This window comes from Streptomyces sp. CB01249, from assembly GCF_001905735.1.
In the GTDB taxonomy this organism is placed as follows: domain Bacteria; phylum Actinomycetota; class Actinomycetes; order Streptomycetales; family Streptomycetaceae; genus Streptomyces.
Genome location: NZ_LISW01000001.1, coordinates 781,464 through 803,701 on the forward strand (window position 1 = coordinate 781,464; position 22,238 = coordinate 803,701).

Below are 22,238 nucleotides of genomic sequence, written 5' to 3' on the forward strand. Positions count from 1 at the left end.
CGGCGCTACCCTGCGCGGACGATCCTTCACCGGAGGTTGCGCATGCGACGTTCCATCAGGCGAAATGTGTCGTTGGCGGCGATCCTGGCCGCCGTCGTGTCGGTCGGGGCCGCCGCCCCCTCCTCGTCCGCCCACCCCGGACACGACCCCGCGCCACCGCCCAAGTCACCCGTCGCGGTGGGATACGGGGGAGCGGTGTCCAGCGTCGACGCGGACGCTTCGGCCGCCGGTATCGAGGTGCTGCGCAACGGCGGCAACGCGGTCGACGCCGCCGTGGCCACGGCCGCCGCGCTCGGCGTCACCGAGCCGTACTCCGCGGGGCTCGGCGGCGGTGGCTACTTCGTCTACTACGACGCCCGCAGCCACACCGTCCGCACCATCGACGGGCGCGAGACCGCCCCGCGCAGCGCCGACTCCTCCCTCTTCCTGGAGAACGGCAAGCCGCTCGACTTCGCGGACGCCGTGACCAGCGGGCTGAGCATCGGCACCCCCGGCACGCCCGCCACCTGGGACACCGCCCTGAACACCTGGGGCAGCAAGTCGCTCCGGCAGGTCCTGAAGCCCGCCGAACGGATCGCCCGGGACGGCTTCGTCGTGGACGAGACGTTCCGCTCGCAGACGGCCGACAACGAGGAGCGGTTCCGGGACTTCCCGGCTACCCGCAAGCTGTTCCTGCCCGGCGGAAAGCTCCCCGAAATCGGCTCGGTCCTCAGGAACCCGGACCTGGCGCGCACCTACGAGGAGGTCGGCCGCAAGGGCATGGACGAGCTCTACCGGGGCGAACTCGCCGAGGACGTCGTACGGACCGTACGCAACCCGCCCGTCGACCCGGCGTCCGACCGGGTGGTGCGCCCCGGCGACCTGACCGCCAAGGACCTGCGCTCCTACCGCGCGCTGCGCCGGGAGCCGACGAAGGTGAACTACCGGGGGCTCGACGTGTACGGCATGGCGCCGTCCTCGTCCGGCGGCACGACGGTGGGCGAGGCCCTCAACATCCTGGAGTCCACGGACCTCTCGCGGGCAAGCGAGGCCCAGTATCTGCACCGCTTCATCGAGGCGAGCCGCATCGCCTTCGCCGACCGGGGGCGCTGGGTCGGCGACCCCGCCTTCGAGGACGTGCCGACGAAGCAGCTGCTCGGTCAGCGGTTCGCGGACGCGCGGGAATGCCTGATCAAGGACGACGCGGTGCTCACCAGCCCGCTCGCCCCGGGCGACCCGCGCCACCCCGGGGCCTGCCGGTCAACGGGGAAGGCCGCGCCGACCACGTACGAGGGTGAGAACACCACGCACCTGACGACCGCCGACAAGTGGGGCAACGTCGTCGCGTACACGCTGACCATCGAGCAGACCGGCGGCAGCGGGATCACCGTGCCGGGGCGCGGCTTCCTGCTCAACAACGAGCTGACCGACTTCTCCTTCGCACCGGCCGACCCCGCCGTCCACGACCCCAACCTGCCCGGCCCCGGCAAGCGCCCGCGCTCCTCGATCTCGCCGACCATCGTGCTCCGACACGGCGAGCCGGTCCTCGCCCTCGGCTCGCCCGGAGGCGCGACCATCATCACCACCGTGCTCCAGACGCTGACCGGCAAGCTGGACCGGGGGCTCCCGCTGGTCGACGCCATTGCCGCGCCCCGGGCCAGCCAGCGCAACGCACCGGCCACCGAGCTGGAACCGGCCCTCTGGAACAGCCCGTTGCGGGCGAAGCTGGAATCCCTCGGCCACGTCTTCAAGCTCAACCCGGAGATCGGCGCGGCGACCGGCGTACAGCGGCTGCCCGACGGGCGGTGGCTCGCCGCGGCCGAGAAGGAGCGGCGCGGCGGCGGCTCGGCGATGGTGGTGAGGCCCAGCGGGCGGCCCTGACCCGCACACCGGACAGGGGGGGGCACGGCACGACCAACTCCTCGCCAGAAGGGCGCCCCCCCCGTGCGCATGCGAACGCTTGCCCTCGTCACGGCCTCCGGTGCCGCACTGCTCACCGCGGGCACCCCGGCCCCCGTCACCCTCGCGGTGGCGGGGGACCCGGTCCTCGCCGCGCCCGCTCCGGCACCCCGGCCCGTGCTGCCGGCCATGTCGCTCGCCCTGGTGGCGCCGGTCCACCGGGCGCCCGCCCGGGCGCACCGCTCCCGACCCGAGCCCGCCCCGGCCCGCGACCGGGCAGGGGTCGGGGCGGCCGATCTGCTGGCCAAGGCGTCCGCCTGCGAGCAGGTCTCGAACGGCAAGTACCGGACGGACGAGGCGACTTCGCCGACCGTTCCGGTGTGCGGTGCGGACAACGCGGTCTTCTGGAAGGCCGACCTGGACATCGACTGCGACGGACAGGTCACCGCCGCCTGCAACCCGTCCACCGACCCCGCCTTCCACGGCGACACCGCCTTCCACGCCTCGGACGGCCGCCCGCTGAACGCGGCGAAGCTGCCGTACGTGGTCGTGCCCGCGCCCTCCGGCGTCTGGGACTACACCGGGTCCGGCATCCAGGGCGGCGGGGTCGTCGCCGTCGTGCACGGCGAGAAGGTGGAGTACGCGGTCGTCGGCGACGTCGGCCCGGAGCGCATCATCGGCGAAGCCTCGTACGCCACGGCGAAGTCGCTCGGCATCGACCCGGACCCGGGCAGCGGCGGCGCGCCCTCCGGGGTCACGTACATCCTGTTCAAGGACTCCCGGGTGTCACCGATCGAGGACCACGAGGCCGCCGTGCGCACGGGGCGGGCCCTGGCCGAGGCGTTCGTACGGGGGGACTAGAGCGCGGTCAGGATGCGCGGGCCGTCGTCCGTGATCGCCACCGTGTGCTCGGCGTGCGCGGCCCGGCTGCCGTCGGTCGTGCGCAGGGTCCAGCCGTCGCGGTCCGCGCGGTACGTGTCCACGCCGCCCCCGATGAGCATCGGCTCGATGGCCAGCACCATGCCGTGGCGCAGCGGCATCCCGCGCCCCGGACGGCCCTCGTTGGGCACCCCCGGGTCCTCGTGCATCTCGCGGCCCACGCCGTGGCCGCCGAACCCCTCGGGGATGCCGTAGCCCGCGCCGCGGCAGACGGTGCCGATGGCGTGCGCGATGTCACCGATCCGGTTGCCCACGGTGGCCGCCGCGATGCCCGCTTCCAGGGCCTTGTACGCGGTGTCGATGAGCCGGGTGTCGGCGGGGCGGGCGCGGCCCACGGTGAAGCTGATCGCGGAGTCGCCGGCCCAGCCGTCCAGCGTGGCACCCGCGTCGATGCTGACCAGGTCGCCGTCGCGCAGCCGGTAGTCCGTGGGGATGCCGTGCACGATCGCGTCGTTGACCGACGCGCAGATGACCGCGGGGAAGGGGACCGGGGCGAAGTGCGGCCGGTAGCCCAGGAACGGCGAGCCCGCGCCCGCCTCGCGCAGCACCCCGCGCGCCACCTCGTCCAGTTCGCGCAGCGAGACGCCGGTCTCGGCGGCCTCCCGGGCGGCGGTGAGCATGCGGGCGACGACGCGGCCGGTCGCGCGCATGGCTTCGATGGATGTGTCCGTCTTGAGTTGCACCATGCCAATTACAATACCGCAATTACTATACCGGTCCGAGCGGGGCCGGGGTCCGGGCGGTATTAGAATGACGGCATGGTCCGTACCCCCCTGACCCCCGAAGAGCGCCTGCGCGGCGAACGGCTCGGTCTGCTGCTGCGCGAGGCGCGCGGCCCCCGCTCCATGACCGAGATCGCCGCCCACGCCGGAATCTCCGCCGAGACCCTGCGGAAGATCGAGACCGGCCGCGCCCCCACCCCCGCGTTCTTCACCGTCGCCGCCCTCGCGAGCGCGCTCGGCCTCTCCATGGACGAACTCCTGCTGCGCTGCGCCCCGGAACCGGCTGCGGTGCCGCTCGCCGGATAGCGCCCTGCTCGCGCCCCGCTTGCGCCCGCGCGCATAGTCTGGGGGCCATGAGCCTCCAGGACTTCGCGCGCAGCGAGTACGTCAGCCTGACCACGTACCGCAAGGACGGCACCCCCGTCGCCACCCCCGTCTGGGCGGCGGTCGACGGCGGGAAGCTGCTCGTCTGGACCAAGACCGACTCCTGGAAGGTCAAGCGCCTGCGCAACGACACCCGGGTCCGGGTCACCGTCTGCGATGTGCGCGGGCGGACCGAGGAGGGCGCCCCGAGCGCCGAGGGCACCGCCCGGCTGCTCGACGAGCGCGAGACGGCCGCCGTGCGCCGGGCCATCGGCCGCAAGTACACCTGGAAGTACTGGCTGCTCGACTACCCGGCGATGATCGTCCGCCTCGGCAAGCGCCCGCACACCGGGATCTCCATCACACTCTGAGCCCCGCGCCGGTCCGGGCCGGGCGTCGAAGGCTCGCCCCGCCCGCCTCGCACCCGCAAAGCGCGCGTAGCCGTCCCGTAACACGCCTGCGGTCGAATGCCCCGCACCGGAGGGTTCCGGGCGACGGCGGCCGAAGGCGACGGTGACGGTGCATCAAGAGGTGGTATCGGTACGGGACTTCGCGGGTCATCTGCGCGAGCTGGTGGCGCTGCTCGATCCCGGGCGGGGGTGGTACGGAGTTTTCCGCCGCCGTGACCCCGTGGGAATGGACGCCTGCCTGGACGGGGCGGAGCTGCCGCCCTGGGACGTGATGGAGGCGCTGTTCGCGGACCTTGCGGAGGCGCGGGGGAGCGCGTACGCGGAACAGGCGTCGGCGCGTGCCGCCCGGCTCCACGCGGACTGCGCCCTCAGCCTGGACCGCCGCCCAGGCGGCCGCGCCCGCCTCGTGGAACGGCTCGGCCTCATGCTGCGCGAGCAGGAGTACGCCGCCGAGCGGCTGCGGGCGGCCCGGGGGAGCGGCGACGGCGACGGGGCGGCACTCGCCTGGGCCCGCGACGACCACGCCCGCGCCTCGGCCCGCTGCGCCGAACTCCGCAGCCGCCTGGCGGCCGTCTCCCGCACCCCGGACCGGTTCGGAACGGCGACGGCGGCCCCCGCGAGGCCCGCTGACCCGGAACCGGAACCGCAGCCCGCGCCCACCGCAACCCCGCCCGCCCGGAAGCGGAAGGCGACCGGGGCCCGGTTCGCGGGTCTGGAGGCCGAGGACGGCGGCGCGGACAGGGCGCCCGTGCTGCCCGCCGCACCGGCCGCCTCACCGCGCGGCGCCCGCTTCGGCGGAGCGCCCGCCGCACCCGGCACCGAGCAGCCCGCGGCCTCACCCGACCCGGCCGCGCTCCGCACCGCGCAGGCGGTCGTGGGCGCGCTGCTCCGGTTGCGCGCCGAGGGCCGCAGCGGCGAGGCGCACGCCGTGCTCTGCGAGGCGGCGGCCCTCCCCGGACACCGGCTGCCGCTCCTCGCCGTCGAGCTGCACCGGGCCGGGCTCGGCGCCGACTGGGCCACCCTGCTGTGGGAGGTCGCCTCGCTGCCCCCGGACGGGCTCGCGGCCGCCGTGGACGCGCTGGCGGCGGCGGGCCGGACCGAGGACTGCGGGCAGTTGCTGCGGCAGGGCGTCGCCCGTCCGGCCGCCGAGATCGCCGAGGCCGCGACCGCCCTCGACCGGGCCGGCCGGGGTTCGCTGGCCCAGACGCTGCTCGGCGCCTTCGTCCGGGTCCGGTCGCCGCAGGAGGCGGCCAGGGTCGCTTCGATCGACCCGCCCCGGCTCGTACCGCAACTGCTCGCCGCCGCCCGGACGGTGTCCGAGGCGCGCGAACGCGGCGTCGAGCATGCCCTGCGCGTGGCGGGACTCGGCTGAGGCGCGCGGGGTACTGGCCCGCACGGGTGTGAAACATGATCGACTCAGCCGGTTCACGGCGATGGTCTTGCCCCGCCGTGTGACGGGGCTTACGTTCTCCCCTACGCACGTGTCTACGGGCGTAGAAGAAGCACGAAGAGGCTCTCTGACGCCGCGTCGAAGGAGCAGCTCATGTCCCACGTCGTACGCGCCGCACTCGTCCAGGCGACCTGGACCGGCGACACCGAATCCATGATCGCCAAGCACGAGGAGCACGCCCGCGAGGCCGCCCGGCAGGGGGCGAAGATCATCGGCTTCCAGGAGGTGTTCAACGCCCCCTACTTCTGCCAGGTGCAGGAGCCCGAGCACTACCGCTGGGCCGAGGCGGTGCCGGACGGCCCGACCGTACGGCGCATGCAGGACCTGGCCCGCGAGACCGGCATGGTGATCGTCGTCCCGGTCTTCGAGCTGGAGCAGTCCGGCTTCTACTACAACACCGCCGCCGTGATCGACGCCGACGGCTCCTACCTCGGCAAGTACCGCAAGCACCACATCCCGCAGGTCAAGGGCTTCTGGGAGAAGTACTACTTCAAACCCGGCAACGTGGGCTGGCCGGTCTTCGACACCGCGGTCGGCAAGGTCGGCGTCTACATCTGCTACGACCGGCACTTCCCCGAGGGCTGGCGGCAACTGGGACTCAACGGCGCCCAGTTGGTCTACAACCCGTCCGCCACCTCGCGCGGCCTCTCCGCCTACCTCTGGCAGCTGGAACAGCCCGCGTCCGCCGTCGCCAACGAGTACTTCATCGCCGCGATCAACCGCGTCGGCCAGGAGGAGTACGGCGACAACGACTTCTACGGCACCAGCTACTTCGTGGACCCGCGCGGCCAGTTCGTCGGCGACGTCGCCAGCGACAAGGAGGAGGAACTCCTCATCCGCGACCTGGACTTCGGGCTCATCGAAGAGGTCCGGCAGCAGTGGGCGTTCTACCGGGACCGACGGCCCGACGCGTACGAGGGGCTGGTCGAGCCGTGAGCAGCCTCCACCACCGCCACCTCGCCGTCAGCCCCGACTGGCTGGCCCTCTACTACCGCCACCCGCTGGAGATCACGCACGGCGAGGGCCGCCACGTCTGGGACGCCGACGGCAACCGCTACCTCGACTTCTTCGGCGGCATCCTCACCACCATGACCGCCCACGCCCTGCCCGAGGTCACCAAGGCCGTCAGCGAGCAGGCCGGCCGGATCATCCACTCCTCGACGCTCTACCTGAACCGCCCGATGATCGAGCTGGCCGAGCGCGTCGCCTCGCTCTCCGGCATTCCGGACGCCCGGGTCTTCTTCACCACGTCCGGCACCGAGGCCAACGACACCGCGCTGCTCCTGGCCACCACGTACCGCAGGTCGAACCAGATCCTGGCGATGCGCAACAGCTACCACGGCCGGTCCTTCTCCGCGGTCTCCATCACCGGCAACAACGCCTGGTCGCCCACCAGCCTCTCGCCGCTCCAGACCCTGTACGTGCACGGCGGCGTCCGCACCCGGGGCCCCTACGCGCACCTGAGCGACGAGGAGTTCACCGCCGCCTGCGTCGCGGACCTGGAGGACCTGCTCGGCCACACCCGCACCCCGGCCGCCCTGATCGCCGAACCCATCCAGGGCGTCGGCGGCTTCACCTCACCGCCGGACGGGCTGTACGGCGCGTTCCGCGAGGTGCTGAACCGGCACGGCGTGCTGTGGATCTCCGACGAGGTGCAGACGGGATGGGGGCGCTCCGGCGAACACTTCTGGGGCTGGCAGGCCCACGCCCAGAACGGGCCGCCGGACATCCTCACCTTCGCCAAGGGCATCGGCAACGGAATGTCCATCGGCGGGGTGGTCGCCCGCGCCGAGGTCATGAACTGCCTGGACGCCAACTCCATCTCGACGTTCGGCGGTTCCCCGGTCACCATGGCGGCCGGCCTCGCCAACCTCGCGTACCTCCTGGAACACGACCTCCAGGGCAACGCCCGCCGCGTCGGCGGCCTGCTCATCGAGCGGCTGCGCGCGATCGGCGCCACCTCGGAGCGGGTCCGCGAGGTGCGCGGCCGGGGCCTGATGATCGGGATCGAGCTCGTGAAACCCGGCACCGACGAGGCCGACCCGGAAGCGGCCGCGGCCGTCCTGGAGGCGGCGCGCGAGGGCGGCCTGCTCATCGGCAAGGGCGGTGGCCACAACACCAGCGTCCTGCGGATCGCCCCGCCGCTCTCGCTCGCCATCCCCGAGGCGGAAGAGGGCGCGGACATCCTCGCCGACGCGCTGCGCACCGTGGGCTGAGCGCCGGCAACCGCGCGGGTGCGGGGGCCGGACCCTCGCACCCGCGTTCCACCCGTACAACGAGGAGGGGTACCCATGAGCCGTACCGTCATCCGCGGCGGCCTGGTCGTCACCGCGTCGGACGAGATGCACGCGGACGTCCTCGTCGACGGCGGCCGGATCGCCGCGCTCGCCGCCCACGACAGCGACGAGGCGGCCGGCTGGACCGCGGCCCGGACCATCGACGCGACCGGCAAGTACGTCATCCCGGGCGGCGTCGACGCGCACACCCACATGGAGATGCCGTTCGGCGGCACCTACGCCGCCGACACCTTCGAGACCGGCACCCGCGCCGCGGCCTGGGGCGGCACCACCACCATCGTGGACTTCGCCATCCAGTCCGTCGGCCGCTCCCTGCGCGAGGGCCTGGACGCCTGGTACGCCAAGGCGGACGGCAACTGCGCCATCGACTACGCCTTCCACATGATCCTCGCGGACGTGAACGAGTCCTCGCTCAAGGAGATGGACCTCCTGGTCGGCGAGGGCATCACGTCCTTCAAGCTGTTCATGGCCTACCCCGGTGTCTTCTACAGCGACGACGGGCAGATCCTGCGCGCCATGCAGCGGGCCGAGTCCAACGGCGGCCTGATCATGATGCACGCGGAGAACGGCATCGCCATCGACGTCCTGGTGGAGCAGGCCCTCGCCTCCGGCCGCACGGACCCCCGCTACCACGGCGACGTACGCAAGGTGGCGCTGGAGGCGGAGGCCACGCACCGCGCGATCCAGCTCGCCCGGGTCGCCGGATCGCCGCTGTACGTGGTGCACGTCTCCGCCGACGAGGCCGTCGCCGAGATCGCCGCCGCCCGCCACAAGGGGCAGCCCGTCTTCGGCGAGACCTGCCCGCAGTACCTCTTCCTGTCCACCGACAATCTCGCCGAACCGGACTTCGAGGGCGCCAAGTACGTCTGCTCCACCCCGCTGCGGCCCCGGGAGCACCAGGAGGTCCTGTGGCGCGGGCTGCGCAACAACGAGCTCCAGGTCGTCTCCACCGACCACTGCCCCTTCTGCTTCTCCGGGCAGAAGGAGAGGGGGCGGGGCGACTTCTCGAAGATCCCCAACGGCATGCCGGGCGTCGAGAACCGCATGGACCTGCTGCACCAGGCGGTGGTGGACGGGCACATCTCGCGCCGCCGCTGGATCGAGATCGCCTGCGCCTCCCCGGCCCGGATGTTCGGCCTCTACCCGAAGAAGGGCACGATCGCGCCCGGCGCGGACGCGGACATCGTCGTCTACGACCCGGCTGCCCGGCAGACCGTGTCCGCCGAGACCCACCACATGAACGTCGACTACTCGGCGTACGAGGGGAAGCAGCTCACCGGCCAGGTCGAGACGGTGCTCTCGCGCGGCGAGGTCGTCATCGACCACCGCACGTACACCGGCCGCGCCGGACACGGCAGCTACACCCCGCGCGCCACCTGTCAGTACCTGAACTAGGAGCAACGGGCATGGACTTCGGACTCGTCCTCCAGACGGACCCGCCCGCATCGGCCGTGATCAGCCTGATGCGCCGCGCCGAACGCAACGGGTTCCGCTACGGCTGGACCTTCGACTCGGCGGTGCTCTGGCAGGAGCCGTTCGTCATCTACAGCAGCATCCTGGAACACACCGACCGGCTCACCGTCGGCCCCATGGTCACCAACCCGGGCACCCGCACCTGGGAGGTCACCGCCTCCACCTTCGCCACCCTCAACGACATGTACGGCAACCGGACCGTGTGCGGGATCGGCCGGGGCGACTCCGCGATGCGCGTCGCCGGGCGCCCGCCCAACACCCTGGCCCGGCTCGGTGAGGCCATCGACGTCATCCGCGACCTGGCGGAGGGCCGCGAGGCGGAGGTGGACGGCAACCCCATCCGCATCCCCTGGATCAAGGACGGAAAGCTCCCCGTCTGGATGGCCGCCTACGGCCCCAAGGCCCTCGCGCTCGCCGGGCAGAAGGCCGACGGCTTCATCCTCCAGCTCGCGGACCCGTATCTCACCGAGTGGATGATCAAGGCGGTCCGGGACGCGGCGGCCGGGGCCGGACGCGACCCGGACTCCGTCACCATCTGCGTCGCCGCCCCCGCCTATGTCACCGACGACGACTCGCCCGAGGCGCTGGCCCACGCCCGGGACCAGTGCCGCTGGTTCGGCGGCATGGTCGGCAACCACGTCGCCGACCTCGTCGCCCGGTACGGCGAGCACTCGGGCCTGGTCCCGGACGAGCTCACCGCGTACATCAAGGACCGGCAGGGCTACGACTACAGCCACCACGGGCGCACCGGGAACCCCGACACCGCGTTCGTCCCCGACGCCATCGTGGACCGCTTCTGCCTGCTCGGCCCGGCCGCCGCCCACGTCGAGAAGCTGAGACACCTCAAGGGTCTGGGCGTCGACCAGTTCGCGGTGTACAACATGCACGACGCCCGCGAAGCCACCATCGACACCTACGGCTCCGCCGTCATCCCCGCCCTCACCGACTGACCGCCCCCACGGTCGAACACACCCCCGGTCGCACGCGAAAACCCCCCGCGCCCCGCCCCGCACGGCACCGCCCCGAGCGAAGGGTCCAGCCGCCATGACATCGACCGCACATCCCTCCCCGTCCTCCTCGCCGGAACCCATACCGGCCGACGCCTCCCACACCTCCGACCGCGTCGAACTCGCCCCCGGCGCAGCCCCCGACGACAACCGCTTCGTCAACGCCGACCTGCTGCCCGTCCCCCTGGCGCGGCGCGTCTGGACCACGTACAACTTCACCGCCCTCTGGGTCGGGATGGCGCACAACATCCCGTCCTGGCTGCTCGCCTCCGGTCTCGTCGCGCTCGGCATGGACTGGAAGCAGGCCGTCTTCACCATCGCGCTCGCCAACCTGATCGTGCTCGGGCCCATGCTGCTCACCGGCCACGCCGGGCCCAAGTACGGCATCCCCTTCCCGGTGCTGGCCCGGGCCTCGTTCGGGCTGCGCGGCGCCAACCTCCCGGCCCTGATCCGGGCGGCCGTCGCCTGCGCCTGGTTCGGCATCCAGACCTGGATCGGCGGCGTCGGCATCTTCACGCTGCTGGGCAAGGTGTTCGGCGGCTGGGCCGAGGCGTCCGAGATCGGTGGGCAGCCCTGGACGCTCTGGCTGTGCTTCGTGCTCTTCTGGGCGCTCGAACTCGCCATCATCTACCGGGGGATGGACGCGCTGCGCCGGTTCGAGAACTGGGCGGCGCCCTTCGTCATCGTCGGCGCGGTGGTGCTCCTGGTGTGGGTCGCGGTGAAGGCGGGCGGCTTCGGGCCGCTGCTCGACCAGCCGTCGGAGCTGGGCTGGGGCAAGGACTTCTGGCCCGTCTTCTTCCCGTCGCTGATGGGCATGATCGCCTTCTGGGCCACGCTCTCCCTGAACATCCCGGACTTCACCCGCTTCGGCGCGGGCCAACGCGCCCAGATCCGGGGCCAGTCGCTCGGACTGCCGACCACGATGACCCTGTTCGCGCTGCTCTCGGTGCTCGTCACCTCCGGCTCGCAGGCCGTCTACGGGAAGGCCGTCTGGGACCCGGTCGAGCTGGTCGCGCACACCGACAACGTCTTCGGACTCCTCTACGCCCTGGTGACCGTCCTGGTCGCGACGATCTCCGTCAACATCGCGGCCAACGTCGTCTCACCCGCGTACGACCTGGCGAACCTCGCGCCGAAGCTCATCAGCTTCCGTACGGGCGCGCTGATCACCGGGGTCGTCGGCGTCGTCATCATGCCGTGGAAGCTCACCGAGACGCCCGAGCTGTACATCTTCACCTGGCTCGGCCTGGTCGGCGGGCTGCTCGGTACGGTGGCGGGCATCCTGATCGCCGACTACTGGATCGTCCGCCGCACCGTGCTCGACCTCGCCGACCTCTACCGGCCCGGCGGGCGCTACTGGTACACGGGCGGCTGGAACTGGCGGGCCGTCGCCGCCTTCGCGGTCGGCGGTGTCCTCGCGATCGGCGGCTCCCACTCGAAGCCGGGGGAGGGGCCGTTCCCCTCGGACGGCGTCATCCCGTTCCTGAAGCCGCTCGCGGACTACGGCTGGGCGGTCGGCCTCGCCGCCTCGCTCCCCGTGTACGTGGCACTGATGGCGGGCGTCACGTCGGAGCGGAGGTCCGGCTCAGCAGCGCGCTGACGTCGTACGAGTCGGCGGGCGACGGCGTGTTCTTCGGTACCGGCTGGTCGAAGTCCGAGAGGTTGACCACCGCGTCCGTGCCGTCCCCGCCGTGCAACGAGAGCCGCAGCGGATAGGGCTTGCCCGTCGCGGCCACGTCCACGGTCAGCGTCATGTCGCCGCGCATCCGGGTCAGCGGCACCACGGAGTCGCCGTCGATGGTGGTCTTCGGGCCCTTGTTGAGGGTGCCGGTGTCGTCGTTCGCGTTGTCGCTGACGAGCTTCTGGAAGGTGTTGAGGTCGCACGCCTTCGTCAGGCCGCGCAGCCGGGGGCTGTCGGCGGGCGCCTTCAGATAGCGGTCGCCGACGATCGCCGCGAAGGCCGAACCGCCGTTCGGCACCTGGTTCTTCCAGAAGTCCGCGTCCGGCTTCAGCCACACGTCGTCCCCGCGCTTGACGATCAGCACCTTGCCCTGGCTCCGGCCCAGGTCCACCGAGCCGTTGCAGTTCCCGTGCCGGTCCACGGCCAGGTCCAGGGACATGGACGGGGTGCCCTTGCCGAGGTCGCCCCGCGTGGACACGTGCAGGGACTCCGCGCCGAGCAGCGCGTCCCGGGAGCGGTCGGCGATCTGCTGGGCGGTGAGATGGTCGATGTCCTCCGCATGGGCCACGCCGCCGAGGGCGCCGGCAGCACCGGCGCCCATCAGGAACGCGGCGGCCCACACGGCCGGGCGGGTGCCGAGTAGTGAACCGGTCACGTCGCCTCCTCGGTGCGAAGAGTTCGGTGCGAAGAGTCGTGGGGGGGGGCTTCCGGACGACTGCGGTCCGGACCAGTCGAGCGTACGCCGGGGGAGTGAACGCCGCCCGTTCGGCGCACGGCACGCCCGGCGGCGTCTACACAGCGTGACGTTTCCCGGCATTCCCGGGTTAGGCAGACCGCGGGCGGCCCGCTCCGGCATCCGCCCGCCAGAGCCGAACGCGACCGCGCGCGTGCCGCCCCTGCGGTCACGGGCGGTCACCACCGAAAGGGCACCATGAAGAAGACCCTGGGGAGCCTGTCCCGCCGCGCCGCCGCCACCGGCCTGGCCACGGCCCTCGCCGTGGCGGGCGGTCTCGCCGTCGCGGCCCCGGCCTCCGCCACGCCGCCCGGCCTGTCCTGCGACACCGGCAAGCACGCCGTGGACGACTACACCGGTTACGCGCTGTGCCGGAACAACGGCTCCACCACCCAGACCTTCTGGGTCCACCTGGTCTGCGGCTGGTCGCCCGACGTGGACGGCGAGCACGTCACCCTCGCCCCGGGCCAGTCCGGCCAGTCCACCGCGCACTGCGCCGGGCTCGGCACGGGCATCGGCGGGATCAGCGTCCGGCCGTAAGGAGCTCCGCCCCAACGGTTGAGGGCGGCGCGCCCACTCGTTACCCTCCAGTAAGTCCGTTCGCGCGGACAGGTGTACGTGCGCACCTGACGGTACGAGGAGGCGAGCCGCCCATGTCCTCAGCCCCGGCCACCCGAACGGCCGAAGACCCCGTACCCGACCGGGACACCCCGGACCCCGCCCCGCGCGGGCTCGCCGACAGCGTGCGGGCCCTCGCGGACGGCCGGACCACCTCCACCGCGCTCGTCACCGCCGCGCTGGCCCGGATCGAGGCGAGCCAGGGCACCCTCAACGCCTTCCGCCACCTGCGCGCCGAAGCCGCGCTCACCGAGGCCGCCGAGGCCGACCGCAGACTCGCGGCGGGGGAGCGGCTGCCGCTGCTCGGGGTGCCCGTCGCGGTGAAGGACGACACGGACGTCGCCGGGATGCCCACCCACTTCGGCTGCGCCGGGGACCGGGCGGCGGCGAGCGCCGACAGCGAGGCCGTGCGCAGGCTGCGCGCGGCCGGAGCCGTGATCGTCGGCAAGACCAACTCCTGCGAGCTCGGCCAGTGGCCGTTCACCGAGGGCGCCGCGTTCGGCGCCACCCGCAACCCCTGGCACACGGACCACACCCCCGGCGGCTCGTCCGGCGGTTCGGCCGCCGCCGTCGCCGCCGGTCTCGTGCCCGCCGCCCTCGGCTCGGACGGCGCCGGGTCCGTCCGCATCCCCGCCGCCTGGACCCACCTGGTCGGCATCAAACCGCAGCGCGGCCGGATCTCCGTGCACCCGCACAGCGACGCCTTCCAGGGCCTCACCGTCAACGGACCGCTGGCCAGGACCGTCGAGGACGCCGCCCTCCTCCTCGACGCCGTCGCGGGCCCGCACCCCGAGGACCCGCACCGCCCGCCGCCGGTCGACGCCTCCGCCGCGGCCCGCCGCGACCCGGGCCGGCTGCGCATCGCGCTCGCCTGGCGGCCCCCGCTCACCCTCACCGGCACGGCACCCCACCCCGACGTGCGCCGCGCGGTCACCGCGCTCGCGGAGGCGCTGGCCCGGCTCGGCCACGACGTGGTGGAGGCCCGGCCGCGCTACGGGCTCATCGGCCTCGGCTTCGTGCCCCGCGCCACCGCGGGCATCGCCGAGCTCGCCGCCCTGCACCCCGAACCGGCGCTCCTGGACGCGCGCACCCGCAGCGCGCTGCGCACCGGCACCCGGCTGGGCGGCAGGGTGGTGCGGGCCGCCCGGGCGCGCGAGATGCACCAGCACCGGCGGATCGGGGCGCTGTTCCACCACGGACGCGGCGGCGCCGGATTCGATGTGCTGCTGACCCCGACGACCGCGATGCCGCCGCCCCGGATCGGCCGGTTCGACGGGCTGAGCGCCTGGCGCACCGATGTGGCGATGACCGAGGCGTGCCCGTACGCCTGGCCGTGGAACGTGCTGGGCTGGCCCGGCGTCAACGTCCCGGCGGGCTTCACCCCGGACGGCCTCCCGGTCGGCGCCCAGCTCCTCGGCCCGTCGCGCAGCGAGGAACGCCTCGTCTCGCTGGCGGCCCAGCTGGAGGCGGAGCTGCGCTGGCAGGACCACCGACCGCCGCCCCTGGGTTAGGGCACCCGGGCGGTCCACTCCTCGTTCGAGAACTTCGTACGGACCAGTTCCTCCGCCCGGGCCAGCTCCTCCGGGGTCACCTCGCCCCGGGTCAGCCCGTGCCGGTTGCGGAAGGACTCGATCATGCGCTCGATGACGGCCTGGCGCGGCAGGCCGGTCTGCCGGCGGAGCGGGTCCACCCGCTTCTTGGCGCTCTTCGTGCCCTTGTCCGACATCTTCTCCTTGCCGATGCGCAGCACCTCCAGCATCTTGTCGGCGTCGATGTCGTACGACATGGTCACGTGGTGCAGCACGGCGCCCGGGCCGCCGTCCGGGCCGACCACGCGCTTCTGCGCGGCCCCGGCGATCTTGCCGACCTCGGTGGCGATGTCGTTGAGCGGCTGGTACCAGGCCTTGATGCCCATGTCCCCGAGCGCTTCGAGCACCCAGTCGTCCAGGTACGCGTAACTGTCCGCGAAGGAGAGCCCGGAGACCAGGGACTGCGGCACCGCGAGGGAGTACGTGATGGTGCTGCTCGGCTCCGCGAACATCGCGCCGCCCCCGGAGATCCGCCGGACGACCGTGACGCCGTGGCGCTCGACGCCCTCCGCGTCCACCTCGTTGCGCAGCGACTGGAAGCTCCCGATGATCACCGCAGGGGCGTCCCACTCCCACACCCGCAGCGTCGGCGGGCGCCTCCCCGCCGCCACCTCCGCCGTGATGACCTCGTCCAGGGCCATGTGCAGGGCCGGGGACTGCGGGGCGTCGTGGATGAGCTGCCAGTCGTAGTCGCTCCACTCCGTGGCGTGCGCCAGCGCCCGGCGTACGGCGACGGCGACGCCCTCCGAGGTGAGCCCGAGCATCACCGTCGACTCCGGCAGCGCCGCGTCGATCCGGGCCGCGAGGGCCACCGTGTCGGTGGTCGCCGGGGCGCCCTCCAGTGCCGCGTCGATCGCGAGGATCGCCTCGTCCGGCTCCAGGAAGAAGTCACCGGCGACCCGGACGCCCCGCAGCGCGCCTCCCTCGACCTCCAGGTCCACCACGACCAGCTTGCCGCCGGGGATCTTGTACTCACCGTGCACAGCCCTGCCTCCACTTCCGCATACGTACAAAACATGATCAGTCCGGCCCGTTTGCTACGGCGGTATTGCGAGGTCGTGGCGGGACGGCTCCCGGTCTGGTGCCGGCCCCGGAGCCCGCACCAGACTGACGTTCGCACGTCTGTGCAACGTTTTCCCGACCCCCCCAGAAAGCACCACCGCGCATGCATACGCCCCCCAGACCCTGCGCCCGCACGGCGCGTCCCTTGTGCGCGAGGAGGTGCCACCCGTGCTGCGCCATGTGACGCGCAAGGCGGCGGGCTGGCTCCTGATGATCGTGGTGGCGACCAACGCCACCTATTTCCTGGCCAGTTGGTTCCTGGACCCCCGGTCGAACTTCAAGGAACTGCGGCCCGTCCGCACCGAGGCCCAGATCGACCGGGCGCTCGCTCCGTACAACCTCGACCCGTCGGTGCCGGTCGTGCAGCGCTGGTGGGACTGGCTCACCGCCGTCGTCACCCGCTTCGACTGGGGCATGTCGCCCACCGGTGTCTCCGTCAACGGCGAGATCGGCTACCGCTCGCTGGTCAGCGCCGAGCTGGTCGTCATGGCGACGCTCCTCTCCGTCCTCATCGGCGTCACCCTGGGCGTCTGGACGGCGTCCCGGCAGTACGGCTGGGCGGACCGGGTCTCGCAGGCCGTCTCCATCGCCGTGTTCAACGTGCCCACCTCGGTGGCCGCGCTGGCCGTGGTCTTCGTCGCGATCTGGCTCAACCAGCACGCCGGGCTGCACTTCCTCTACGTCGCGGGCGAGAACTCGCCGAACGTCGAAGGGTTGCTCCCCACCCTCGGCGACCGCGCGCTCCACCTGATCCTGCCCACCCTCACCCTGACCCTGATGGGCTACGTGGGCTACCACCTGACGCAGCGTTCGCTGCTGCTCGACACCCTCAACGCCGACTACGTCCGCACCGCGAGGGCCACCGGACTCACCCGCGCCAAGGCGATCCGCCGGCACGCTTTGCGTACCGCGCTCATCCCCACGGCGACCTCCGTGGCGTTCAGCATCCCGGCGATCTTCACCGGCGCCGTCATCACCGAGACGATCTTCGGCTGGAACGGCATGGGCCGCTACTTCATCCAGACCATCAGCAAGAACGACATCCACGGCACCGTCGCCACGGCCGCCTTCGCCGCCGCCCTGACCGCGGTCGGCGCGATCCTCGCGGACATCGCCACCGTCTTCCTCGACCCCCGGGTGAGGGTGAGCTGACATGGGCGTACAACCGACGGAACTCATCAAGCCCGTCCCGGCAGCGGCAACCCGGCACACCGGCTCCGGTCTCGTCCGACTCTACGCGCGCCGATTCCTGCGCAACCGGCTCGCCGTCGCCGGGGTGGCGATCTTCGTCCTCCTCGTGCTGTTCAGCGTGTTCGGCGGACTCCTCACCCCGTACGCCTACTCGGACGCCGACTTCGCCGCGCTCACCCAGCCACCGAGCGGCGCCCACTGGTTCGGCACCAACCAGGGCGGCAACGACATCTACGCCTCCGCCGTGCACGGGCTGCGGCGCTCCCTGGTCATCGCGGTCAGCGTCTCCGTCCTGACCATCGTCGTCGCCGCGGTCATCGGCTCCAGCGCCGCGTACTTCGGCGGGCGGGTGGAGAAGGTGACCCTCGCCGTCATCCACTTCCTGCTGGTCGTCCCCTCCTTCCTCATCCTCGCCCTGGTCTCCCACCGGCTCGCCGGTGACTGGCGGGTCCTCATCGTCGTCCTGACGGTGTTCGGCTGGATGTCCACCGCACGGGTCATCTGGTCCGTCTCGACCTCGCTGCGGGAGCGGGACTACATCACGGCCGCCGAGTTCATGGGGGTGAGCCCGGCCCGCATCATCCTGCGCCACATCATCCCCAACCTCGGCTCGCTGCTCATCGTCAACCTGACCCTGGGCGTCGTGGCGACCGTCCTCAGCGAGACCGCGCTGTCCTTCCTCGGCTTCGGCGTCCAGACCCCGGACGTCTCGCTCGGCACGATGCTCGCCGACGGGGCGAACACCGTCACCAGCGCGCCCTGGCTGTTCGCCTTCCCCGCGGGCCTGGTCGTCCTGCTCACCGTCTCGATGACCTTCGTCGGCGACGGGCTGCGCGACGCCCTCGACCCCACATCCACGACCGGTGCGGCAGGAGGCCGACGATGACCCTCGCGACGACCCTGCCCACCACCCCGCCGCCCGGCGACGCCGTCACCCCGGTCCTCTCGGTGCGCGACCTGCGCATCACCTTCCCGTCCGAGGCGGGCCCCGTGGAGGCGGTGCGCGGCATCGGCTTCGACCTGCTGCCCGGCCGCACCCTGGGCATCGTCGGCGAGTCCGGCTCCGGCAAGTCCGCCACCGCCATGGGCATCATGGGCCTCCTCCCGCCCAGCGCCGCGACCGGCGGACAGGTGCTCCTCGGCGGCCGGGACCTGGTCGGCCTCACCGACAAGGAGCTGTCCGCGATCCGCGGCAACTCCATCGGCATGGTCTTCCAGGACCCGCTCTCCGCGCTCACCCCGATCTTCACCGTGGGCCGGCTGCTCTCCGATGCCCTGCGCGTCCACCAGGACCTGACGAAGCGGGCCGCCTGGGAACAGGCCGTCCAGCTCCTCGACCTCGTCGGCATCCCGGACCCGCGCGCCCGCGCGGCCTCCTTCCCGCACGAGTTCTCCGGCGGCATGCGCCAGCGCGTCGTCATCGCGATGGCCATCGCCAACAAACCGTCCGTCCTGGTCGCCGACGAACCGACCACCGCGCTCGACGTCACCGTGCAGGCACAGATCCTGGACGTGCTCCGCCTCGCGCAGAAGGAGACCGGCGCCGGGCTCGTCCTCATCACCCACGACCTCGGCGTCGTCGCGGGCCACGCGGACGACGTGGCCGTCATGTACGCGGGCCGGTTCGTGGAGCGGGCGGGCGTGGACGAGCTGTTCGCGCGGCCCATGATGCCGTACACCGCGCGCCTGCTGGCCGCCGTGCCCACGGTGGACAGCGGGGTACGCCGCCCCCTCGTCCCGATCGGCGGCGAACCGCCCGCCCTGGTGGACCTCCCGGCCGGCTGCCCCTTCGCGAGCCGGTGCGCCGTGGCGCTCGACGCCTGCCGCACGGACGAGCCCGCCCTGCGCGCGGTCACCGGGCACGGCGACGTGGCCTGCCTGCGCGCGGACGAGATCGCCGCCGGGTCGCTCGATCCGGCGGGCGGCGCGGCGGCGGCGGAGCCGGACGGGCCTTCCGGGCCTTCCAGGGGCGACGCGTCCGCCGGGGACGTGGTGCTCCGGGTCGAGGACCTGGTGAAGACCTTCCCGGTCACCAAGGGGGCCGTGCTCAAACGCCGCGTCGGCACGCTGCGCGCGGTCAACGGGGTCGGCTTCGAGCTGCGGTCCGGGGAGACCCTGGGCCTGGTGGGGGAGTCGGGCAGCGGCAAGACCACCACCCTGCTGGAGATCCTGCGCCTGAAGCGGCCCGAGGGCGGCCGGATCGAGATCGCCGGCACCGAGGTGGGGTCCGCCGAATCCGCCGCCCGGCTGCGGGAGTTGCGCCGGGACGTCCAGATCGTGATGCAGGACCCGATGGGCGCCCTCGACCCGAGGCTGCCGGTCTCCGAACTGCTCGCCGAGCCCCTGCGCGCGATCGGCCGGGACCGCGCGTCCATCCGGGCCCGGGTCCGCGAACTCCTCGCCCTGGTCGGCCTGGACGAGGCGATGAGCGACCGCTTCCCGGCCGCGCTCTCCGGCGGCCAGCGCCAGCGCGTCGGGATCGCCCGGGCCCTCGCGACCCAGCCCAGGCTCCTCGTCCTGGACGAACCGCTCTCCGCCCTGGACGTCTCCGTGCAGGCGGGCGTGATCAACCTGCTGACCCGGCTCAAGCGCGAACTCGGCCTGGCCTACCTGGTGGTGGCCCACGACCTGGCCGTCGTCCGGTACGTCTCCGACCGGATCGCCGTGATGTATCTCGGCCACATCGTGGAGACCGGCGACACCGAGTCGCTGTTCGCCGACCCCAAGCACCCGTACACCAAGGCGCTGCTGTCCGCGATCCCGGTCCCGGACCCGAAGCGCGAACGCACCCGGGAACGCGTGGTGCTGGAGGGCGAACAGCCGAGCGCCGCCCGGCTGCCCGCGGGCTGCGTCTTCGTGGACCGGTGCCCGCTGTACCGGCTGGCCGGCGAGGAGGTGCGCGAGCGCTGTCGTACGGAACGGCCCGCGGCCTCACCCGTGGCGGGGCAGCCCGGCCACACGTACGCCTGTCACGCCGTCTGAGGCACCTCCGCCCACTCGTTCTTCCCATCCCTCGAACCAGAAGGAACACTCCGCCATGCGCGCAAGACTGGCCATGCCCGTCGCCTTGATCGCCGCCGTCTCCGTCGCCGCCACCGCGTGCCAGTCCTCCGGCGGGAGCGACGACTCCGGCGGGGGCGCCAAGAATGCGCCCAAGGCCGCGTCGGCCGCCGTCGACTACAACCCGCAGCCGTACGAGAACATCAAGGACGGCGGCACGTACACCACCGTCGGTACCTTCGACGACCAGGGCAACCCCTTCAACGTCAATGCCACGCTGACCGCGTCCCGGGTGTGGGGCTGGTACAACGCCGACGCGATCACGTACTCGCCTACCGGTGACGTGCAGTACAACAAGGACTACTACAGCGATGTGAAGGTGACCGTCGACGGCGGCAACCAGAAGGTCGTCCTGACGATCAACCCGAAGGCGGCCTTCAACGACGGGACGCCCATCGACTGGCGGGCCATCGAGGCCACCTGGAAGGCCAACAACGGCTCGGACAAGGAGTTCGCGGCCTCCTCCACGGACGGCTACGACCAGATCACGTCCGTCGCGAAGGGGAAGGACGCCAAGGAGGCCGTCATCACCTTCAAGGGCGTCAACGCCTCCTGGTCCACCCTGTTCACCACCTTCCTGCACCCGAAGGCGGCGACGGTCGAGAACTTCAACAAGGCGTACGTGAAGAAGGCCCACCCCGAGTGGGGCGCGGGCCCGTACACCGTCGGCAAGTGGGACACCCACTCGGGCAACATCACCTTCGTCCGCAACCCCAAGTGGTGGGGGAGGAAGGGCAAACTGGACAAGCGGGTGTACGTCAACCTGGAGTCCACGGCGGGCGTCAACGCCTTCAAGAACGGCCAGCTGGACTACACCTCCGCCGTCGACGCGGAGAGCCTGAAGCAGGTCAAGGGCCTCAAGGGCACGGAGATCCGCAGCGGCGGCAGCCCCTTCGAGTACTCCCTGTACTTCAACACCAAGTCGGCGGTCCTCTCCGAGAAGGCCGTCCGCAAGGCGGTCCAGCAGAGCGTCGACCGCGCCCAGATCGCGAAGATCCAGTTCCAGGGGCTCGACTACAAGGAGCCGCTGCCCGGTTCGGCCGTGCTCTACAGCTTCCAGAAGGGGTACGAGGACAACCTGTCGGCCGTCCTGAAGTACGACCCGGCCGAGGCGAAGAAGACGCTCGACGCGGCAGGCTGGAAGCCCGGCTCCGACGGCGTCCGTGTCAAGAACGGCAAGAAGCTCGACGTGGGCTACACCCTCCTGGGTGACGACCCGCTGGGCAAGGCCACTGCCGGGGCCCTCGCCGCGATGCTGAAGCCGGCCGGTATCCACCTCGACATCCGGAAGGGCGACGACGCGGACTTCGCCAAGACCATCAGCGAGCGCAGGTTCGACCTGTTCCTGTCGGGCAACCGCTCCATGGACCCGTTCGGCGCCCGCTACCTGTGCGACTTCTACTGCTCGGACCGTGACTCCAACATCACCGGCTCCGGCAGCCCGGCCCTCGACAAGGAGATCCGCGCCACCACGGAGATCGCCGACCTGGACGAGCAGACGGCGGCGGTGAACAAGGTCGAGAAGAAGGCGCTCCAGGAGTACGCCTTCCTGCCCCTGTTCAGCGGGCCCTCCACGTACGGCGTGAAGAAGGGCCTCGCCAACGTCGGCGCGACGATCTTCTACACCCCGCTGCCGGAGACGGTCGGCTGGCAGAAGTGACGCCCGGCGCCCCACGGCGCCGAAGCACCGGTCCGCAGGCACACCTCTGGTGCCTGCGGACCGTTGGCGTGTGCGGGGCGCCCGTCACTTCGACTTCTGTGGTCC

At 72.2% G+C, this 22,238-nt stretch carries 19 protein-coding genes; 16 read left to right on the forward strand and 3 right to left on the reverse strand.

Annotated elements, in window-relative coordinates:
* The first annotated feature begins 42 nt into the window (after positions 1–42).
* A complete protein-coding gene (ggt, locus tag AMK18_RS03295; RefSeq protein ID WP_073861563.1) occupies positions 43–1,860 on the forward strand; it encodes a gamma-glutamyltransferase in 1,818 nt (605 codons plus the stop codon).
* Positions 1,861–1,929: 69 nt separating this feature from the next.
* Positions 1,930–2,739: a glycoside hydrolase family 75 protein gene (locus AMK18_RS03300; protein ID WP_073861564.1), complete on the forward strand. Its 810-nt coding sequence runs from the start codon at positions 1,930–1,932 to the stop codon at positions 2,737–2,739.
* On the opposite strand, the gene map is transcribed toward AMK18_RS03300, so the two are convergent.
* Positions 2,736–3,503: a type I methionyl aminopeptidase gene (gene map / locus AMK18_RS03305; protein WP_018100410.1), complete on the reverse strand. Its 768-nt coding sequence runs from the start codon at positions 3,501–3,503 to the stop codon at positions 2,736–2,738. The genes AMK18_RS03300 and map overlap by 4 nt on opposite strands.
* Before the next feature lie 72 nt (positions 3,504–3,575).
* On the opposite strand from map, the gene AMK18_RS03310 reads away from it, so the two are divergent.
* From AMK18_RS03310 to AMK18_RS03345, 8 genes are all read left to right on the forward strand, one after another.
* A complete protein-coding gene (locus AMK18_RS03310; RefSeq protein ID WP_073861565.1) occupies positions 3,576–3,845 on the forward strand; it encodes a helix-turn-helix domain-containing protein in 270 nt (89 codons plus the stop codon).
* Between the two features lie 47 nt (positions 3,846–3,892).
* Positions 3,893–4,273 carry a PPOX class F420-dependent oxidoreductase gene (locus tag AMK18_RS03315; RefSeq protein WP_018100408.1) on the forward strand — a complete coding sequence of 127 codons (381 nt, stop codon included), beginning with the start codon at positions 3,893–3,895 and terminating at the stop codon, positions 4,271–4,273.
* A 142-nt stretch (positions 4,274–4,415) separates the two neighbouring features.
* Entirely contained in the window at positions 4,416–5,684 is a 1,269-nt protein-coding gene (locus AMK18_RS03320; RefSeq protein WP_198956934.1) for a hypothetical protein, read from the forward strand.
* Between the two features lie 171 nt (positions 5,685–5,855).
* Positions 5,856–6,698 carry a nitrilase-related carbon-nitrogen hydrolase gene (locus tag AMK18_RS03325; RefSeq protein WP_018100406.1) on the forward strand — a complete coding sequence of 281 codons (843 nt, stop codon included), beginning with the start codon at positions 5,856–5,858 and terminating at the stop codon, positions 6,696–6,698.
* Positions 6,695–7,978: an aspartate aminotransferase family protein gene (locus AMK18_RS03330; protein ID WP_073861567.1), complete on the forward strand. Its 1,284-nt coding sequence runs from the start codon at positions 6,695–6,697 to the stop codon at positions 7,976–7,978. Before AMK18_RS03325 ends, AMK18_RS03330 begins: the two co-directional genes overlap by 4 nt.
* A 75-nt stretch (positions 7,979–8,053) precedes the next feature.
* Entirely contained in the window at positions 8,054–9,454 is a 1,401-nt protein-coding gene (gene hydA / locus AMK18_RS03335) for a dihydropyrimidinase (RefSeq protein ID WP_073861568.1), read from the forward strand.
* 11 nt (positions 9,455–9,465) lie between these two features.
* Positions 9,466–10,482, forward strand: a complete 1,017-nt coding sequence (locus AMK18_RS03340) for a TIGR03842 family LLM class F420-dependent oxidoreductase (RefSeq protein ID WP_073861569.1) — start codon at positions 9,466–9,468, stop codon at positions 10,480–10,482.
* A 94-nt stretch (positions 10,483–10,576) separates the two neighbouring features.
* Positions 10,577–12,139 (forward strand): NCS1 family nucleobase:cation symporter-1, encoded by a 1,563-nt coding sequence (locus tag AMK18_RS03345; protein ID WP_073861570.1) that lies wholly within the window; start codon positions 10,577–10,579, stop codon positions 12,137–12,139.
* On the opposite strand, the gene AMK18_RS03350 is transcribed toward AMK18_RS03345, so the two are convergent.
* Positions 12,102–12,875 (reverse strand): hypothetical protein, encoded by a 774-nt coding sequence (locus AMK18_RS03350; RefSeq protein WP_018100401.1) that lies wholly within the window; start codon positions 12,873–12,875, stop codon positions 12,102–12,104. The genes AMK18_RS03345 and AMK18_RS03350 overlap by 38 nt on opposite strands.
* A 276-nt stretch (positions 12,876–13,151) precedes the next feature.
* Between AMK18_RS03350 and AMK18_RS03355 the strand changes: the two genes are divergently transcribed.
* On the forward strand, positions 13,152–13,493 hold the full coding sequence (locus AMK18_RS03355; RefSeq protein ID WP_018100400.1) for a hypothetical protein: 342 nt from the start codon (positions 13,152–13,154) through the stop codon (positions 13,491–13,493).
* A 113-nt stretch (positions 13,494–13,606) separates the two neighbouring features.
* Entirely contained in the window at positions 13,607–15,082 is a 1,476-nt protein-coding gene (locus tag AMK18_RS03360) for an amidase (RefSeq protein WP_073861571.1), read from the forward strand.
* Here the strand turns inward: AMK18_RS03360 and AMK18_RS03365 are convergent.
* Entirely contained in the window at positions 15,079–16,143 is a 1,065-nt protein-coding gene (locus AMK18_RS03365; protein WP_073861572.1) for a lipoate--protein ligase family protein, read from the reverse strand. The two genes, AMK18_RS03360 and AMK18_RS03365, sit on opposite strands and share 4 nt — an antisense overlap.
* A gap of 247 nt (positions 16,144–16,390) precedes the next feature.
* On the opposite strand from AMK18_RS03365, the gene AMK18_RS03370 reads away from it, so the two are divergent.
* The 4 genes from AMK18_RS03370 to AMK18_RS03385 all read left to right on the forward strand — a co-directional run bounded on the left by AMK18_RS03370 (position 16,391) and on the right by AMK18_RS03385 (position 22,133).
* Positions 16,391–17,374 (forward strand): ABC transporter permease, encoded by a 984-nt coding sequence (locus AMK18_RS03370; RefSeq protein ID WP_018100397.1) that lies wholly within the window; start codon positions 16,391–16,393, stop codon positions 17,372–17,374.
* A gap of 1 nt (position 17,375) precedes the next feature.
* Entirely contained in the window at positions 17,376–18,299 is a 924-nt protein-coding gene (locus AMK18_RS03375) for an ABC transporter permease (RefSeq protein ID WP_073861573.1), read from the forward strand.
* Positions 18,296–20,395, forward strand: coding sequence for a dipeptide ABC transporter ATP-binding protein (locus AMK18_RS03380; protein WP_073861574.1), 2,100 nt, complete (start codon positions 18,296–18,298; stop codon positions 20,393–20,395). Before AMK18_RS03375 ends, AMK18_RS03380 begins: the two co-directional genes overlap by 4 nt.
* Before the next feature lie 73 nt (positions 20,396–20,468).
* Positions 20,469–22,133 carry an ABC transporter family substrate-binding protein gene (locus AMK18_RS03385; RefSeq protein WP_073861575.1) on the forward strand — a complete coding sequence of 555 codons (1,665 nt, stop codon included), beginning with the start codon at positions 20,469–20,471 and terminating at the stop codon, positions 22,131–22,133.
* The last annotated feature ends 105 nt before the right edge of the window (positions 22,134–22,238 follow it).

Excerpts from the sequence above, each read along its gene's own strand:
- AMK18_RS03385 (WP_073861575.1), top strand. The coding sequence starts at position 20,469 with ATGCCCGTCGCCTTGATCGCCGCCGTCTCCGTCGCCGCCACCGCGTGC.
- AMK18_RS03325 (WP_018100406.1), top strand. The coding sequence starts at position 5,856 with ATGTCCCACGTCGTACGCGCCGCACTCGTCCAGGCGACCTGGACCGGC.
- AMK18_RS03360 (WP_073861571.1), top strand. The coding sequence starts at position 13,607 with ATGTCCTCAGCCCCGGCCACCCGAACGGCCGAAGACCCCGTACCCGAC.
- map (WP_018100410.1), bottom strand. The coding sequence starts at position 3,503 with ATGGTGCAACTCAAGACGGACACATCCATCGAAGCCATGCGCGCGACC.
- hydA (WP_073861568.1), top strand. The coding sequence starts at position 8,054 with ATGAGCCGTACCGTCATCCGCGGCGGCCTGGTCGTCACCGCGTCGGAC.
- AMK18_RS03355 (WP_018100400.1), top strand. The coding sequence starts at position 13,152 with ATGAAGAAGACCCTGGGGAGCCTGTCCCGCCGCGCCGCCGCCACCGGC.
- AMK18_RS03340 (WP_073861569.1), top strand. The coding sequence starts at position 9,466 with ATGGACTTCGGACTCGTCCTCCAGACGGACCCGCCCGCATCGGCCGTG.
- ggt (WP_073861563.1), top strand. The coding sequence starts at position 43 with ATGCGACGTTCCATCAGGCGAAATGTGTCGTTGGCGGCGATCCTGGCC.
- AMK18_RS03375 (WP_073861573.1), top strand. The coding sequence starts at position 17,376 with ATGGGCGTACAACCGACGGAACTCATCAAGCCCGTCCCGGCAGCGGCA.
- AMK18_RS03315 (WP_018100408.1), top strand. The coding sequence starts at position 3,893 with ATGAGCCTCCAGGACTTCGCGCGCAGCGAGTACGTCAGCCTGACCACG.
- AMK18_RS03300 (WP_073861564.1), top strand. The coding sequence starts at position 1,930 with ATGCGAACGCTTGCCCTCGTCACGGCCTCCGGTGCCGCACTGCTCACC.
- AMK18_RS03310 (WP_073861565.1), top strand. The coding sequence starts at position 3,576 with ATGGTCCGTACCCCCCTGACCCCCGAAGAGCGCCTGCGCGGCGAACGG.
- AMK18_RS03345 (WP_073861570.1), top strand. The coding sequence starts at position 10,577 with ATGACATCGACCGCACATCCCTCCCCGTCCTCCTCGCCGGAACCCATA.
- AMK18_RS03380 (WP_073861574.1), top strand. The coding sequence starts at position 18,296 with ATGACCCTCGCGACGACCCTGCCCACCACCCCGCCGCCCGGCGACGCC.